The sequence below is a fragment of the Wolbachia endosymbiont of Rhagoletis cingulata genome, assembly GCF_048537655.1.
In the GTDB taxonomy this organism is placed as follows: Bacteria; Pseudomonadota; Alphaproteobacteria; order Rickettsiales; family Anaplasmataceae; genus Wolbachia; species Wolbachia pipientis.
Genome location: NZ_CP175927.1, coordinates 1,309,639 through 1,324,994, shown reverse-complemented (window position 1 = coordinate 1,324,994; position 15,356 = coordinate 1,309,639). Strand labels below are relative to the sequence as shown.

14 protein-coding genes, 2 other RNA genes and 2 pseudogenes are annotated in these 15,356 nt (G+C 33.0%); 7 read left to right on the top strand and 11 right to left on the bottom strand.

The features are described 5' to 3' along the window. A pseudogene (locus tag ACJZL3_RS06065) lies at positions 1–1,856 on the top strand (hypothetical protein). On the opposite strand, the gene plsY reads toward ACJZL3_RS06065, so the two are convergent. The 6 genes from plsY to recA form a co-directional block, all read right to left on the bottom strand. Beyond that, the gene (plsY, locus tag ACJZL3_RS06060; RefSeq protein ID WP_010963004.1) at positions 1,847–2,425 is read right to left on the bottom strand and encodes a glycerol-3-phosphate 1-O-acyltransferase PlsY; all 579 of its coding nucleotides are present in this window, start codon (positions 2,423–2,425) and stop codon (positions 1,847–1,849) included. The pseudogene ACJZL3_RS06065 and the gene plsY sit on opposite strands and share 10 nt — an antisense overlap. A 12-nt stretch (positions 2,426–2,437) precedes the next feature. Further along, positions 2,438–3,904 (bottom strand): alanine/glycine:cation symporter family protein, encoded by a 1,467-nt coding sequence (locus ACJZL3_RS06055; RefSeq protein WP_419198731.1) that lies wholly within the window; start codon positions 3,902–3,904, stop codon positions 2,438–2,440. 1 nt (position 3,905) lies between these two features. Next, entirely contained in the window at positions 3,906–5,249 is a 1,344-nt protein-coding gene (locus tag ACJZL3_RS06050) for an alanine/glycine:cation symporter family protein (protein ID WP_038199325.1), read from the bottom strand. 22 nt (positions 5,250–5,271) lie between these two features. After that, positions 5,272–6,042 (bottom strand): CDP-alcohol phosphatidyltransferase family protein, encoded by a 771-nt coding sequence (locus ACJZL3_RS06045; protein ID WP_010963007.1) that lies wholly within the window; start codon positions 6,040–6,042, stop codon positions 5,272–5,274. Further along, positions 6,039–6,731 (bottom strand): phosphatidylserine decarboxylase, encoded by a 693-nt coding sequence (locus tag ACJZL3_RS06040; protein ID WP_419198730.1) that lies wholly within the window; start codon positions 6,729–6,731, stop codon positions 6,039–6,041. The genes ACJZL3_RS06045 and ACJZL3_RS06040 overlap by 4 nt, the downstream gene beginning before the upstream one ends. Before the next feature lie 187 nt (positions 6,732–6,918). Further along, complete coding sequence (gene recA / locus ACJZL3_RS06035) at positions 6,919–7,986, bottom strand: recombinase RecA (RefSeq protein ID WP_010963008.1); 1,068 nt, start codon at positions 7,984–7,986, stop codon at positions 6,919–6,921. Between the two features lie 624 nt (positions 7,987–8,610). Between recA and ACJZL3_RS06030 the strand changes: the two genes are divergently transcribed. Then, on the top strand, positions 8,611–9,573 hold the full coding sequence (locus ACJZL3_RS06030; RefSeq protein WP_010963009.1) for a J domain-containing protein: 963 nt from the start codon (positions 8,611–8,613) through the stop codon (positions 9,571–9,573). Here the strand turns inward: ACJZL3_RS06030 and ACJZL3_RS06025 are convergent. Together ACJZL3_RS06025 and ACJZL3_RS06020 are read right to left on the bottom strand one after the other, a co-directional pair. After that, positions 9,541–10,830, bottom strand: a complete 1,290-nt coding sequence (locus tag ACJZL3_RS06025) for a bifunctional folylpolyglutamate synthase/dihydrofolate synthase (RefSeq protein ID WP_022626401.1) — start codon at positions 10,828–10,830, stop codon at positions 9,541–9,543. The two genes, ACJZL3_RS06030 and ACJZL3_RS06025, sit on opposite strands and share 33 nt — an antisense overlap. After that, positions 10,827–11,411 carry an ABC transporter substrate-binding protein gene (locus ACJZL3_RS06020; RefSeq protein WP_317050406.1) on the bottom strand — a complete coding sequence of 195 codons (585 nt, stop codon included), beginning with the start codon at positions 11,409–11,411 and terminating at the stop codon, positions 10,827–10,829. The genes ACJZL3_RS06025 and ACJZL3_RS06020 overlap by 4 nt, the downstream gene beginning before the upstream one ends. 116 nt (positions 11,412–11,527) lie before the next feature. Between ACJZL3_RS06020 and ssrS the strand changes: the two genes are divergently transcribed. The 3 genes from ssrS (at position 11,528) to ACJZL3_RS06005 (ending at position 12,928) form a co-directional block, all read left to right on the top strand. After that, a non-coding RNA gene (ssrS, locus tag ACJZL3_RS06015) (6S RNA) lies at positions 11,528–11,688 on the top strand. Between the two features lie 19 nt (positions 11,689–11,707). Then, positions 11,708–12,169 carry a type II toxin-antitoxin system RatA family toxin gene (locus ACJZL3_RS06010; protein WP_010963012.1) on the top strand — a complete coding sequence of 154 codons (462 nt, stop codon included), beginning with the start codon at positions 11,708–11,710 and terminating at the stop codon, positions 12,167–12,169. Between the two features lie 54 nt (positions 12,170–12,223). Next, positions 12,224–12,928 carry a DsbA family protein gene (locus ACJZL3_RS06005; RefSeq protein ID WP_038199341.1) on the top strand — a complete coding sequence of 235 codons (705 nt, stop codon included), beginning with the start codon at positions 12,224–12,226 and terminating at the stop codon, positions 12,926–12,928. A 29-nt stretch (positions 12,929–12,957) separates the two neighbouring features. On the opposite strand, the gene ACJZL3_RS06000 is transcribed toward ACJZL3_RS06005, so the two are convergent. Beyond that, the gene (locus tag ACJZL3_RS06000; protein WP_006279425.1) at positions 12,958–13,236 is read right to left on the bottom strand and encodes a DUF2671 domain-containing protein; all 279 of its coding nucleotides are present in this window, start codon (positions 13,234–13,236) and stop codon (positions 12,958–12,960) included. A gap of 246 nt (positions 13,237–13,482) precedes the next feature. Here ACJZL3_RS06000 and ACJZL3_RS05995 point away from each other — a divergent pair, with 246 nt between their 5' ends. Further along, positions 13,483–14,130 carry an O-methyltransferase gene (locus tag ACJZL3_RS05995; protein ID WP_010081993.1) on the top strand — a complete coding sequence of 216 codons (648 nt, stop codon included), beginning with the start codon at positions 13,483–13,485 and terminating at the stop codon, positions 14,128–14,130. Between the two features lies 1 nt (position 14,131). Here ACJZL3_RS05995 and ACJZL3_RS05990 read toward each other — a convergent pair whose 3' ends face one another. Beyond that, positions 14,132–14,785: a glutathione S-transferase family protein gene (locus ACJZL3_RS05990; RefSeq protein ID WP_010081992.1), complete on the bottom strand. Its 654-nt coding sequence runs from the start codon at positions 14,783–14,785 to the stop codon at positions 14,132–14,134. A gap of 107 nt (positions 14,786–14,892) precedes the next feature. Beyond that, a pseudogene (locus ACJZL3_RS05985) lies at positions 14,893–15,009 on the bottom strand (WPE palindromic element domain-containing protein); the annotation flags it as partial. A gap of 236 nt (positions 15,010–15,245) precedes the next feature. Between ACJZL3_RS05985 and ffs the strand changes: the two are divergent. Further along, an RNA gene (ffs, locus tag ACJZL3_RS05980) (signal recognition particle sRNA small type) lies at positions 15,246–15,335 on the top strand. Positions 15,336–15,356 lie beyond the last annotated feature (21 nt).

Genomic DNA, 15,356 nt, shown 5'->3' with positions numbered 1-15,356 from the left:
ATGATAGGTATTTCTCAAATACAATTTCCTTCAAAGGATTCTAGTAAGCTAAAATTTGTTAGCTACTTTGGAGCTTTTGTCTCGTTAAGCATTATCACTAATCCTGTTAATGTTCTTTTTTCTCTTGGTACTATGTTCTTCAGGTCTGAAATTAAAACTCTTTATATCTACAAAGAAATAAAAACGGCAAAACAGCAAAAAATGAGCAAAAGGGAATATTGGGAAATATTTTTTAAAAACAATACAATCAAGGTAGCAGCCTTCCTCTTGTTTTCTGCTTTCATAACATATCTAACTTTCACTACCACTTTCTTGCTTATTTCGTTACTGGGAACTATACCACTTACAATGCTATTAATTTTATTGCAGAGTGAACTAAGGCCAAAAGATTTTAACCCATTTACGCTGCTTAAAGCTTCTATAAATTTCTTTTTGGAAGGTATAAAAGAGAATTTACGTGGTATGGTTAATAGTTTTGATGTTAAGCTTGAACATTTACTGCCCCATCAATTAAATGATGATATCATTAAAAATATTGATAAATTAAAAGGTAAGTATAGTGAACAAGTACCTGAAGACGTAATCAAAAATGATGAATATATTCAATTCATTGGATATATAAACAATTCATATGAGTTTAGTGATGAGGATAAAGGAAGAGTAATTGCATTTTTAGATGACTTTTGCAAAGATGATCAAAAGCATAGCTCCGGCTTTACAGGTGGGCAGGTTCTGCTTTTAGTTTTAAGGGCTTGCAATGATGGAGACGGAGAAGCCGTTAAGAGTAAAAAGGATGCATTGATTTCTAATTTAATTGATAGCCAAACTTTCTCTAGAAAAGAGCGAATTCCTAACACTTGCTTCACCGGTATTATCTATAGAATGTTAAGCACGCTAGAGGGTATTCATCCTGATCCAGAAATTAGATTTACTCCCCCAAGGGAAATGTTGCTCTCAGAAGCACAAAATAAAGCACGTGAGTTTATGTTAGACAGGTTAAAAAACAAGAAAAACAATAAAGAAATTCTTAAGGCTTGGTATGACGTTCAAAATGGTTATGAAGACGATGAAAGTCAAAAAATAGTTGATGATTTTATTTCAGAAGTAAGTATTCCTTTAATGAGAAAATTATTGAGTATTACTTCTCAGTATAGTGAACAAATTGTGCTGACGTTAATGAAAAATATTAGCTCTATAAAGTTAAATAAATTACAATGTTGTGAGCTGGTTCAGCACATGAGAAATAAACTGCAGGAAGCATGATTTAGATGACCAAGAAAGTTTACTCGAAAACATCGGAAAAAAAGTATTCTTAGAGCTATTAAATCGAGATCTACTCGAGACAGATTTTTCTCTCAAGGATTCATCTTTGGATGGAGCTAAGAGAATAGCTAATAAGATAATAGAAGAAGAAGTAGCAGAATTTAAATTAAAGGCTGAGAAGACTATTGAAGGTCAGATAATTAGCATGTTAGATGGGTTAAGAATGCTCCCAAGAGAAAAAAGATGTTATAGGGTATATGTAGAACTCAGTAAAAATAACGAAAATTTTGCAAGAAAGGTTAAAAGTAACAAAAGCAGCAATGGATGAAATGTTAAAAAAAGGAGCTTCACATAAGCTAGAGTTAGAAATTGAAAGTGTATATGAAGGAAATAAAGATCACGTTACTCAACTTTATGAAAAAATAAGAGAAACAAAAAAGGAATTCATTGAAGATGGTCTTTTAACACCTCAAGAAGTAGAGAATATAACAAAAGCAAAAATCATAGACTTAAACAAAGAGGACAAAATCATACCGTCAAGCAATTTGTCTCGTAGTTTAAGTGTCAATAATTTGGCAGTACATTATCTATAAAATTTATACTCTTTACCTTGCAGAAGATTCACAATATTTCTGTGGTGTTTTAGGAAGACCAGTGCTCCTATAATTAGTAATGTTAAGAACAAATTCCTCTGAAAAAAAAAGGACCATGCTACAGCCGTTGAAGTAGCACTGAGTGAAGCAAGGGAAGAGTATCTAAAGGCAAGAAAGACTATTATCCAAATTATTACGAATACTAAAGTAATATCGATGTTAAATGCTATCAGTATCCCTAGAGTGGTTGCAACGCCCTTTCCTCCACTGAATTTTAGCCAAATAGGAAACATGTGTCCTAAAACTGCTAAAATTGCAGATACATATATATAAAAATCGTTATTATCACAAAATTGTTGTGCTATATAAACGGCAATAAATCCCTTAAAGGAATCCAGAAATAATGCCAAAGCAGCAAGAAATTTATTTCCCGTCCTTGCAACGTTTGTAGCACCAATGTTTCCTGAACCTACTTCTCTTAAGTTTATCCCTTTTATTCTTGTAATGATTAAGCTAAACGGTATTGAACCGAGTATGTAGGACAGTATAAGGACTACATACTTTTCCATTATACCAAGAACCTAATTAATTTTATTATTCCTCAGCCTTTTTAGGTAGCACTGAACTTCATCGTTAATCTGATTACTAAACAGTATAAGCGCTGTCATGTTGATGAGAGCTAAACAAGAGAATAAAGTTCCACCGATATTGGCAATAGCCATTATATCTTTAGAAAGACCAGAGAAAAACGCCACAATTATTACCGCTATGCGGTATATCACTATACTTTTTGCACCGAATAAATATAGCCACCCCATTTCACAACAATATACAAACGAAATTACTGAAGAAAATGCAAACAAAGGAGCAGCTACTGTTAGAAGGATAGGAAACCATGGAGAAACTGTCTCAAATGCTTTGTGAGTAATTAATATTCCCTCACCAACACCTGTTTGGTATGCACCTGTTATTACTATTGTTATTCCTGTTAAACAGCAAATTAACATTGTGTCAAAGCATGGTTCTATCATAGCGACTAGTCCAGTTCTTACTGGTTCTTCATCTTTAGTTGTTGCATGAGTAATTGAAGCAGAACCAACACCTGCTTCGCTGGCAAAGATTGCCCTTTGAATTCCAGCAACAAATGCTCCTACCATCCCTCCGCCAACAGCATTGAAATCTATCATAGTGGAAAATAATATTTTCAACGTATAACCAAGGTTATGAATATTAAATGCAATAATAATAATACAACTCAAGATATATATAAGTGACATAATAGGCACTATTGCAGAAGATACTCTAGCTATCCTTTTAATTCCGCCAATAATCACTAGAGCAAGCAGCGCAGAAATTATGGAAGAAAGAAACCAAGAGTGACCATCTACCCAACTTGAATAGCCAGATAATATTGAAACCATTTGGTTGGTTTGAAACGCTACACTTCCACCAAGACCTGATAATACAAAGAATACTGCATACATGGCAGCCAGCACAATACCAAGTTTTTTAAATCCAAATTCCTCCAGACCATTCCTTATATACTGAAAGGGACCACTAAACAATTGGTCCTGATCTTCTGTTCTATGTCTAAACGCCAACGTTACCTCAGCAAATTTTGCTGACATACCAAAAAAACCTGTAATCATCATCCAAGGCACCGCTCCTGGTCCACCCATTGAAACTGCAATTGCGACTCCAGCAACAGTTCCAAGGCCTACTGTGCTTGAAAGTGCAGTCATAAATGCCTGAAAATGCGTAATATGACCATCATGGTGATTCGTGTCATATTTTCCACATAAAATAGCAAACGCATGCTTAAACATTCTTATGTTGAGAAATCCAAAACGTAATGTTAGAAACACATAACCAAAAACTAGTAGAAGGATTATAAATGGCACGTAAAGGATCTTGAAAAACAGTACTTCATTCATGAAGTTATTTATTCCATTCAACACAGCGTCATAACTTTCGTAAAAACCTGAAGCAGCGTACACATCATTAAACAATAGGCAAAATAATACCATACAAAGCAATCTATAAATCATGTTAATACCCTTTAGAATTGTAATAAGAATCTATTGTATTCAAAACTTCCCTTCTTAGTAGATATATTGCAACAGCATTTGGAATCATAAGGCACATAAACAAACTGTCACCTAGATAAGATATAAATTCTATATTCTTTGACATACAGCTGATATACACTGAAACCACTATAAGAATTTGGAACGGTATCAGTATTTTTTTACTACCAAATAAATACAGCAAAGCAACTTCACAGTAGTAACAATAAGCTATTATTGTGGAAAATGCAAAGGAAAACATCATTAGCGGAAAAACTAACTTGCTGAACAAGGGCAAAGCTGTTGAAAATATCGAACTAATTAGTGTAATATCACCCACGTTATCAGTGCTATGCATACCAGTGATAATTATCACAATACCAGTCAAAAATGAGATTAATATTGTGTCTATAAGTGGTGCAATCATTGCAACGCACCCAACTTTAATTGGATCTTCTTCTTTTACAGCTGAATGTGCTATAGCTGCTGTTCCGGTACCTGCTTCGTTAGCAAACACTGATCTTCTCACTCCGGCTATTAATCCGCTCAATACTCCGCTTCCTATAGCTGATTTATTGAAGATATCTTGGAATATTATGGATAGAGCATTCAGCAAATTACTTCCGTTTACATAAATTAAATATATACACATACCCACATATAGCACTATCATAATTGGTGCTAAGCTCGTTGAAACGAAAGCAATGCGCTTTATTCCTCCCAATATTACAATAAAGACAAGCAGGGATATAATAATGGATGCGTTGTATTCTAGGAGGTTATTTGATAGTGCTGCTATTTGATTTGCTTGAAATGGTATACCGCCCAAAATCATTGCAATAAGTAGCATAATCGCATAAGTGAAGGCAAGAAATCTACCAGTTTTTGCAAATCCAATTTTTGCAAGCCCGTACTTCATGTAATAAAAAGCCCCGCCAGTTGTATTTTCAGAGCGATAAGTAAATGCAAGCACCACCTCGGCAAACTTTATCGACATACCAAGTATTCCGGTAATTACCATCCAAAAAACTGCACTTGGGCCCCCTATTGTGATAGCTATTGCAACTCCTGATATTGTTCCAAGACCAACTGTTCCTGAAATTACTGTTGCAAACGCTTGAATATGAGTGATTATGCCATTGTTGCTGTTATTACACTTTAGATTGAATAGCGTCTGTATTCCATATTTAAGTAACCTAAAGTTAATGAATTTGAACTGGGCAGTACAAAAGATTCCAGTTGCAATTACCCAAATAATTATAAATGGAATGTTGAATATCTTTATATACAGAAATGAATTTAATAGTTCACTTATCTTCAAAATCATGCAGTTTTCTATTTTTTGTTAGCTAACGAGTTTTATATGTAAAATATATGTAAAACCCGATGCTTATTGGAATAGTAAGTGTATACACTATACCTAAAATTGGTAGAGTCATCCAGGGCTTACTGATGAAAAATACAATAAGTACTCCAAAAAATGACACAAATATATAGGATAGGCTTTTGGGAATATAAATATATTTTGCAGAGAAAGTTGGAATGTGACTTATCGAAAAAAATGAAATGGCCAGAAAGTAACAAGCTACGTTTCTTGTGTTAAAAAATCGCTCTATGAGAAGTAAGTATTCACTCTCATGAGATTGAAAGGTAATAATTATTGGTAACAAAGAAAGTAAAGCACACACTGGAGCTGGAACACCAGAAAAGAAAAATTTTTCCCAGTATGGTTGTTCTGAGTGTAGCGAAACATTAAATCTTGCAAGTCTTATTGATATGCAGATTACGTATATCATTACTAAAATCCAACCTATGACTTTGATTTCGTTTAGCTTCCAAAAATACAAAAGAAATGCAGGCGCTGCACCAAAATTTAGAAAATCTGCAAAAGAATCAAGCTGGGCTCCAAAATCGCTAGTTGATTTTAGAATTCTAGCTATTCTGCCATCCATTCCATCTATTATTGCTGCAATGATGATAAAAATTACTGAGAATTCCCATTGTTCATTAAATGTAAATTTAAGTGAAGTGAGACCAGAACATAAACCCAATAAAGTTATAAAGTTTGGGAATAATTTAGTAATAGGTAAGAATCTACTGTTACTTCCCTCGTTATTCATATAACGTCAAAAGTAAGCTTCTCTTGAACGTTTTCCTTATTTAAGTTTGCTATAATTGTTTCACCACCAATAACAGTTTGCCCTTCTGAAACTCTGACTTCTGTATCAGCAGGAACATAGATATTCACTCTACTGCCAAACCTTATAATTCCAAACCTTTCACCTGCTTTTACGTTCTGGGATATTCCTAAATTACAAACGATACGACGTGCAATTAATCCAGCTATTTGCTCCACAATAATTTCTTTCCCCTTTTCGTATTCAATTACAATAACCTGCTTTTCATTTTCATTACTAGACCTATTGCTCATTGCGGATACAAACTTGCCTTTTTTATAACTCATTTCCTTTATCGTACCAGATATTGGTATACGGTTCACATGGACGTTCAAAACACTTAAAAATATGCTAACAAGCGTAAACTTCTTCTCCTCTCCGTTTTCTGCTGATAAAGGATAATTAACTTCTTCAATTTTTGAAATCACACCATCAGCAGGACTTAATATAAGATTCTTATTGTTTGGCACAGCTCTTGCTGGATCACGAAAGAAATAAGTACACAATAATGTCGGAAACAAGCACGTAACGCCAAACCCCCAAGATATAGAGAATGCTATACACGTTACTATAAAGGAAACTACTATAAATGAATAACCTTCCCTGTGTATATTAGGTAAACCAAAACACATAATCTTATTAACAATAACCTATTGTTAACAATTTATCATTTATAATTTCTCATGAAAAGCTTTTTTTAACTGCTTCAGCAAAGTCTTTTTGATACAAGGTAACATTACAGATTGTTATATTAGCACATAGAATTACCGTCATACTGTAACAACCCGTCCAACACAAAATCTAATGCCTAAGTTTAGATCAGAAAACTGATTCTTCTAAAAGTTGCTCACTATCCTCGTCTATTATGATAGAATTATCATGATTTCTGAGTAAATCTCTGATTTTCGTTTCTATTTCATTTGCGACTTCTTTGTTTGTTTTTAGGTAAGTTTTTACATTCTCTCTTCCTTGCCCAAGACGTGTGTTGTTATATGAATAGTAAGCGCCTGCTTTTTCAAGCACACCAAGCTTTGCTCCCATATCTATTATTTCTCCGAGTTTTGATATACCTTCATTGTACATTATATCAAATTTCGCTTCTCTAAATGGAGGAGCAACTTTATTTTTTACAACTTTAACTCTTGTTTCATTACCTGTAATATTTTCTTTGTCTTTTATTACACCAACTTTTCTTATATCAAGCCTTACAGAAGTATAGAATTTTAATGCATTTCCACCCGTGGTAGTTTCAGGATTTCCATACACTACTCCTATTTTCATACGAATTTGATTAATAAATATCAATATACAGTTCGCTTTTGAAACGGCAGAGGTTAGTTTCCGTAGCCCATGACTTAGAAGCCTTGCTTGCAGCCCCATATGTTGATCACCCATATCACCTTCAATTTCAGCTCTTGGAGTTAATGCTGCGACAGAGTCAATAACTATCACATCAACCGCACCAGAACACACTAAATACTCAACAATATGCAACGCCTGCTCTCCAGTGTCTGGTTGTGAAATCACTAAATCATCAGTGCTTACCCCAAGTTTACGAGCATATAAGACATCCAATGCATGTTCTGCATCGATAAATGCGCATGATCCTCCTTTTTTTTGTGCTTCAGCAATCACGTGCAAGGCAAGAGTGGTTTTACCAGAACTCTCGGGGCCAAATATTTCAATTATACGCCCTTTTGGCAGACCTCCAACACCTAGAGCCGAATCAAGCGCAATTGATCCTGTGGATATTGTGTCTATTTTTTCTACAGGGTTTTGCTTCAACTTCATTATTGCACCTTTACCGAATGCTTTTTCAATCTGGCTTATTGCGTTATCTAGCGCTTTTTGTTTATCACTATTTCTTTCTTCTGGGTTACTTGCCATAGATCATTTATTAATTTATATAATTCTCTATGATAATCAAACGCGAATAACCTGCCAAGGTTTTTCTAGTATTTATGTATTATTTCAATGAAAAATATTAACGTTTTCATAAAGCAGATATTTGTTTGCCTTCGTTAGTAACACACTATACTTTAGTGTACGAACGTTGCAATTTGCAGCATAGCAGGTGGTGTCATCCAAGTAGCCAACACTGAAATGACTAAATTCGAAATGGCTACATGAATTTATTGTAAATTACTACCGTATAAGGTGCGATGCAACAAAGCCATTCCAGTGTCAGCTACTTGAATGACACCTCTTAGATGGGTCAGCTACTCAGATCTGCCATGAAAACTGCAACCCTAAATGTTGGAGCACTGTCGTACACTAAGCGCTGTAATGACAATTTTAGTCGCTTCATACACTTATCATGCTAGTCATAACAGAAATAATTTTTACCAAAGATATTTATGAAATAATTGACATAGTTTGGAAATATGTATATTATAGAACATTAATAGTTAGTTAATTTGTAGGTGTAATGTGGCTAGAAATGTTTTGAATGAAAATGAGTACCACGCTTTAAAGCAGTTGTTTTTAACATTTAATATTCAAAAGGAGGATGTGGTAAATTCTGACATTAAGAATATTAAGAAAAAGCTTAGTCAACAATACCGTAAATTATCGTTAAAATATCACTCAGATAAAAACCCAAACAATAAAGAAGCGGAGGAGAAATTTAAGGTTATTGCATTAAATAAGCCATTTTTTGAAGAATTTATAATAGAGCCATTGGAGAAAGGTCTCAATAAAAGAAATAATTTAATAAAAGAATTACGCGGTAAGTTGTGGAGTCGCAGTTATGAAGAATTGCAAAAATACTTAGATGATAAGTGCAGAAATAAACTCTATAATAAGCAGCAGTCAATTAACAATAATGTAACTGCTTATGTAAAATATTCTTCTTATTCAAATCTCTTAGGAGTTCTTTTAGTATCCTTCACATCAATTGCATTTTTAATAATTAATGGTATTTCTTCTAATGTACCAATAGCAGTAGATTTTCTTGCTCCCTTGTTAGCAGGATCTATTTTAAATCTAGCTGTTAAGAGCATTTATACTAGAAATGGGAAAGAGTTTAATCATCAGACTAATATTTTATTATTGTTTAACTTTGACCAAGAATGCGAAAATTTTTCAAAGAGTGATAGGACTAAATTAAAGTGGCTAAAAAATTCAGTTATTTTGAGCAACACAATCTGTACATCTTTAATGTTTTTCGGTATGGGATTAGATTTAGTTGCCAACGGCTTTGGTATAACTAACTCTATGATGTTATCCGGCTTATTACTTTCATTACCATTCACGCTTTTAATTGTTACTTCACCTATTTTAAATGCTGCAAGTAATTATATTCTCAAAAAGACAGCTATAAATTCAATTGAGGAGCAATTTAAAGGTGATGATCAGTTTATAGAAGTCGATAACGAAAAGCCAAGCAGTACTATGAGCAATCAAAGTTATTTCCCCATCGATCAGTTAATATCATCAAAGTTAGCTATTCTCCATAGCGAAGTCTCTAGCTAGGAACAATGAGCCACAGATTAGTATGGTTTTGACGTTTTGGGTAGAGGCTTTTAATATGTGATTTGATATTGCATCGCCAATTGATTCACATTCAACTGCTTTTATTCCTATGTTATTGGCTTTTTCCCTAATCAAATTTGTATTTGTTGCTTTAGGTTCAGACTTAACACAAACCGCACATAGTAGCTTGATATATGGCTTTAAGTGCTCTAAGAACTCTTCCACATTTCTGTTACTAGTAACACCAAAAACCATATAAATACCTTCAGCAAAATTATCTTTTACCCACTGAGATAGTACTCTAGCACCATCATTATTGTGTGCACCATCTAAAAATAATTGCCAATCTTTCGGTAGTAGGAAAATTAAATTACCTTCTTTTATAGACTCTAGCCGTGCAGGCCAATAAGTGCACTGTAAACCTGAAGTGATATCCTCTTCTCCAATATCAAATTCATACTTTCCACTTAAAATACTACATGCTGCAATAGCATTGCCTGCATTAATCACCTGATGATCACCCTTTAAAGATGGCAAAGGAAATTCTATTGATTGAATAGCTGATTGAAAAACCATTTTGTTGTTCTTTTTTTTGCAATTCCATTCAAGACCTCCTCTATACAAGGGAGATTTCTTATTTATTGCGTGGTGTTCTAGCGTGTTCACTATAGATTTTTCTTGCGGTGCTATTACGCAAGGAACATTAGGTTTCATTATTCCAGCCTTTTCACCTGCTATAATTTCTACAGTAGGGCCAAGATATTCCGTATGATCAAGTGCAATGGAAGTAATTATTGTTAAAATCGGATTATCTATAACATTTGTTGCATCAAGCCTTCCACCCATACCCACTTCAACTAAAGTTATATCGGCTTTATGACGAGAAAAAGCTAAAAAAGCTGCAATAGTTGCAGCTTCAAACAGAGTGATAGGTTGTTCTGCAATTACTGCACGACATTCTTCTAATAAGCTATATAATTCATTATCGTCGATATAGCTGCCGGCTATCACTATCCTCTCATTAAAACTCACTAAATGTGGAGAAGTGTATGCGTGTACCTTATACCCTGCTGCTTGCATTATATATCTTATAAATGCTAGTGTTGAGCCTTTCCCATTAGTTCCAGCTATATGAATTACGGGAGGCACTTTTTTCTCGGGGTTATCTAGTTTGCTAAGAAAGCCTTTTATGCGATCAAGAGAAAAATCATTCGGCCTGCTACCAAGTGGCTTAGGCCAATGAGGCATATATATCATGGATTGTTATTGCATTTTAATTCAGCTATAACGCTTGCTATGCCATGCGTGTCGATTTTTTCACTAAATTGATAACGTTGATTAATAGCAATACTTATTCCACTCATTACAACATCACTTATCAAGAAAGAACTGTTATTTTTAGTAACTTTAAAATCAATATTTGTAAATTCTTCATCACCGTAAGAAAATCTTGTACCAATTAAGCAAGTTTCATCGTCAACTGCTTTTGTACTCATTATGATCATTTCACTATCATGCATGTATTTATATAAAATTTTAACGCACAAACGCGTAAGATACACTTCATACTCTCTTAAAAAATCTTCTTTTTGTTTAACTAAAGCCCAATGTTTTCCTATGACGAATTGCGATATTCCTTTGAGGTTAACATTGTTTTGAATGACCTCCTGAAGCTTTTTTTGCACACATTCCCGGTTTTTTTTATTCTCCTTTGTAGATATACCATCCACTTGTTGCTTCATAGTATGCACAAAAATTTTGTGATCTGTACAATTAGTGTAAGCACTTGAAGAAATTACAATAAAAACAATGATAGTTAAAACTTTAGTAATGTTCATAAGATATATTTATTAGCTATGATACTTAGAATGCAAAGTTTAATAAAGATTAAATAATAATCGCTAGCTTTAATATATCTATAGACACACCTTGTATAAATCATCTACAATTAATTAAGGGTCTGTTCTATGCGTTATGAGTTAAGTTAAATTTCCCGAGCGATAATTTCTAGTCAAGGGAATTGCCTCTGTTAATTTCGTTGAAATTGATACGCGATGCCCACCTTAACTTTAGTCTCAGGAATCTACTAAGGCTGACGGTAGATACGGATCCTATTTTGATTGGTTTAACATTTATGCTTCATCAATACAAAGAACAGGGTGTTTTCCTATGTTTGCCTAATGAAGTATTCCAAATTGTAATTGATGTTGAAAGGTATCCTGATTTTGTTCCTTGGTGCAAAGCCGTTTATATAAAAGAAAAAATTAACAACCAAATGGTTGTGGATCTCCTCGCAGCTTTTCATGGAATTAAAGGTAGATATACATCAGAAGTTACTTCTCTTTCTCCAAGTGGAACAAATGAAGGTTGGATAAAAGCTGTATCATCAAATGGAATATTTAAACATCTATACAATGAATGGCAATTCATTCCCATAGATGAAAATAAAACTATGGTAAAGTTTTATATAGAGTTTAAGTTTAAGTCCAACTCATTTTCCACTTTATTAAACTCAGTATATAAGTATACACAAAGTAAAATAATTGCTGCATTTAAAGATAGGGCTGAAAGCCTTGCTAAACAAAAGTTATCTTGACATTATTAATATAAATGTATAATTTTTTTTAGTAAGTTAAGTGTTTATATTGTAATGATTTTTAGACTATTGTTTTTATTAATTTTCATAAGTGTTAATTCTTATGCAGTTGTTAAGCAAGATTTATCCGATAACCAATACATTCAAAAAAAACCCAATGAAATAACATCAAATGAGCTATTATCGCCATTACCTAATGATAAATTATTAGGAGATCCAAAAGCACCAATTCTAATGATAGAATATGCTTCATTAACTTGTTATCACTGCTCTCTTTTTCATAGGAATGTTTTTCCTAAAATTAAAGAGAAATATATAGACACAGGTAAGATGTTATATATATTTCGTCATTTTCCTTTGGATTACAGAGGGCTAAAGGCTGCAATGCTAAGTCATTGCTACGAAAAACAAGAAGACTACTTTAATTTTAACAAAGCTGTTTTTAACTCAATAGATTCGTGGAATTACTACAATTTAAGTGATTTGACTTTACTACAAAGAATTGCTGCACTAAGCAACTTAAAGCAAGATGCATTTAACCAATGCATTAATGATAAGAAAATAATGGATAAAATCGTAAATGATAAATCACTGGCAATTAATAAACTTGGTATCACAGCCACTCCAATATTTTTCATCAAGCTTAACGATGATAAATCATATATAGAGCATAATAAAGTTAAACATGGAGGGTATAAAGAGCTGAAATATTTCACTAATGTGATAGATAAATTATATGGAAAAGCTATAGTGAAGTAATACCACTGTAGCTTACCATATAAAAGACTCTATGCTGAGTCATTGTTTTTCACTACTGTTTGTTGTTTTTTACGCTCAAACTCTCTTTTTTTACTGTGCCAAGTGTAGTAATACATAGCGATTTTATTCTCTATTAATACTATTGTCCCATCATAAAACTGAACCATATCCATAACTTTTCTCTGAGCTTCATCAAAACGTTCTTTATACTTTTCACGATAAGCTGGATTATGTAGTAACATAACCCCTTCATTCTTGTTAGATTTTTTGTTTAACGTTTCAACTTCACCAGCAATAGTATAAGACATATAACCCCCTCTAATTGATTATAAAAATTATATTTTAAAAAGAGAAATGCGCATAAACAATCCCTTTAATTCTAGCATAATAATCGACTGTTTATTATACTAGTTAACTATAGTACGATATATAATAATTTTTGTCACTTAAAATTTTATACTATGAAATAATAACTTAAAATAAATGTTTTTATTATTACTATATTATTATATTTATAAATTGTGTATGAATTAAGTCTCCCTAATTTATAATATATGCGTAATAATTTTAGTATAAAATTGTCATACATAAGAAATCTATTTGCAAAAGAATATAAAAAAATAGAAGAATATTGTATTCTTGAAAAAAAGCAACATATTCAAATTGGCCCTGAAGAAGGAAAGCTATTAAGTTTATTTATAAAAATCCAAAAAATCAAAAGTATTGTTGAGATTGGCACGTTATACGGTTACTCGTCGATTTGCATGGCAAAAGCTCTACTAAAAGACGGTCATATATATACAATAGAAAATAATCCTCAACACTCAAGAATAGCAAAAAAAAATTTTAGTGCTTTTAATCTAAGTGATAAAATTACTCTAATAGAAGGCGATGCACTGGAAAAAATTAATGAATTATCAGCAAAAGCACCATTTGACATGATATTTATTGATGCTGACAAAAGTAGTTATCCTAAGTATTTAGATTGGGCAGAGTCATACATTAAACAAGATGGGCTAATCGTTGCAGATAACACTCTACTGTTTAACACAGTATTTTTAGAATCGCCTCCAAAAGAAGTATCAGAAAAATCATGGCATGCCATGAGGGAGTTTAATAATAGATTATCAGATGAAAAAAAATATTTCTCTATATTGATTCCAACTGATGAAGGAATGACTGTAGCTTTAAAGCTAACATAAGTTAAAAATCAAGGTCAGCATAATGTTTAGGAGGGATTAAACCAGAAATCCTCTCTAATAATATCTCACGAAAACAAGGCTTTGATTTAACAATGGAGTACCATTCTTTTAAAATTTTACTTTTTTCCCATGGAAAACTACTTACATAATCCATTACGGAAATATGCGATGCTAAAGTAATATCAGCTAAAGTGAACTTATCAGTTGCAAGCCAAACGTTCTTGTTAATTAAGTGTTCGGTGTATTCCATATGGCAAGGCAGGTTATGCTGAGCTGCATGAAGAAATCTAGAGTCAGGGCTGCGGTTAGTAATTACTTTTTCATTCATAATATACTTAGTAACTTCATTGTAAAATTTGTTATCGAACCAATTGATTAGAGCGCGTATTTTAGACTTAATAATAGTGGATGAACCAAGTAATTTGACGTCGCTATTGTAAGTCTCTTCTATATATTCACAAATGGCATTACTATCCGCTATTACAAAGTTATTATCTATTAACACTGGTACTTGCCCGGTTGGATTGATCTCCATAAATTCATTCCGCTTTTCCCACGGATTTTCATACACTAGATCACAGCCTAATTTTTTTTCTTTTAGAAAAGCTCTAACTTTTCGTGAAAATGGACAAAGAGGAAAATGATATAAAATCATAATGTTCCTCTTTTGTTATACCAATATCCTTTTTTTGTTACTCTATGGCTTGACCTACAACTGTACGAACTTTCTTTGTAGTCCACAGAAGTTTGCGTAGCAGGTAGTGTCATGCAAGTAGCTGACACTGGAATCCAGTTCTTGTTATACAATTGCCTAGTGCGCTCATTTACAGTTAAGTTTTCTGGATCCAAGTAGTCAAGCACTGGGATGACATCCTTTTCGGTAAAAATTGCTCTTATATCACAACATTCATACAGCTGTATGCCTAGGCACTGGGATGACATAAATAAGCGCTGAAATGACATAAATAAACATTGGAGTGACAATCTTGTAGTGACTTGCATGACAACTAACTTTTTGTTTACTTCAAAATAGCACTGTAAAAAATTTAACATATCAAATTATAGAGCTAATATAGGATATACCTTGCTAAATAAAAAAAAAAGTATAATATTTTATAAGGTATGCAGGCAAAAACTCTGTAATTTGGTCAGATCAGAAATGAAGCAGCCATATCAGAACCTTTTTGGGTTGCATACCTATTTCATTATTTGTTTTATCCGAGGCT

Excerpts from the sequence above, each read along its gene's own strand:
- plsY (WP_010963004.1), bottom strand. The coding sequence starts at position 2,425 with ATGGAAAAGTATGTAGTCCTTATACTGTCCTACATACTCGGTTCAATA.
- ACJZL3_RS06055 (WP_419198731.1), bottom strand. The coding sequence starts at position 3,904 with ATGATTTATAGATTGCTTTGTATGGTATTATTTTGCCTATTGTTTAAT.
- ACJZL3_RS06050 (WP_038199325.1), bottom strand. The coding sequence starts at position 5,249 with ATGATTTTGAAGATAAGTGAACTATTAAATTCATTTCTGTATATAAAG.
- ACJZL3_RS06045 (WP_010963007.1), bottom strand. The coding sequence starts at position 6,042 with ATGAATAACGAGGGAAGTAACAGTAGATTCTTACCTATTACTAAATTA.
- ACJZL3_RS06040 (WP_419198730.1), bottom strand. The coding sequence starts at position 6,731 with ATGTGTTTTGGTTTACCTAATATACACAGGGAAGGTTATTCATTTATA.
- recA (WP_010963008.1), bottom strand. The coding sequence starts at position 7,986 with ATGGCAAGTAACCCAGAAGAAAGAAATAGTGATAAACAAAAAGCGCTA.
- ACJZL3_RS06025 (WP_022626401.1), bottom strand. The coding sequence starts at position 10,830 with ATGATATATATGCCTCATTGGCCTAAGCCACTTGGTAGCAGGCCGAAT.
- ACJZL3_RS06020 (WP_317050406.1), bottom strand. The coding sequence starts at position 11,411 with ATGAACATTACTAAAGTTTTAACTATCATTGTTTTTATTGTAATTTCT.
- ACJZL3_RS06010 (WP_010963012.1), top strand. The coding sequence starts at position 11,708 with ATGCTTCATCAATACAAAGAACAGGGTGTTTTCCTATGTTTGCCTAAT.
- ACJZL3_RS06005 (WP_038199341.1), top strand. The coding sequence starts at position 12,224 with ATGATTTTTAGACTATTGTTTTTATTAATTTTCATAAGTGTTAATTCT.
- ACJZL3_RS06000 (WP_006279425.1), bottom strand. The coding sequence starts at position 13,236 with ATGTCTTATACTATTGCTGGTGAAGTTGAAACGTTAAACAAAAAATCT.
- ACJZL3_RS05995 (WP_010081993.1), top strand. The coding sequence starts at position 13,483 with ATGCGTAATAATTTTAGTATAAAATTGTCATACATAAGAAATCTATTT.
- ACJZL3_RS05990 (WP_010081992.1), bottom strand. The coding sequence starts at position 14,785 with ATGATTTTATATCATTTTCCTCTTTGTCCATTTTCACGAAAAGTTAGA.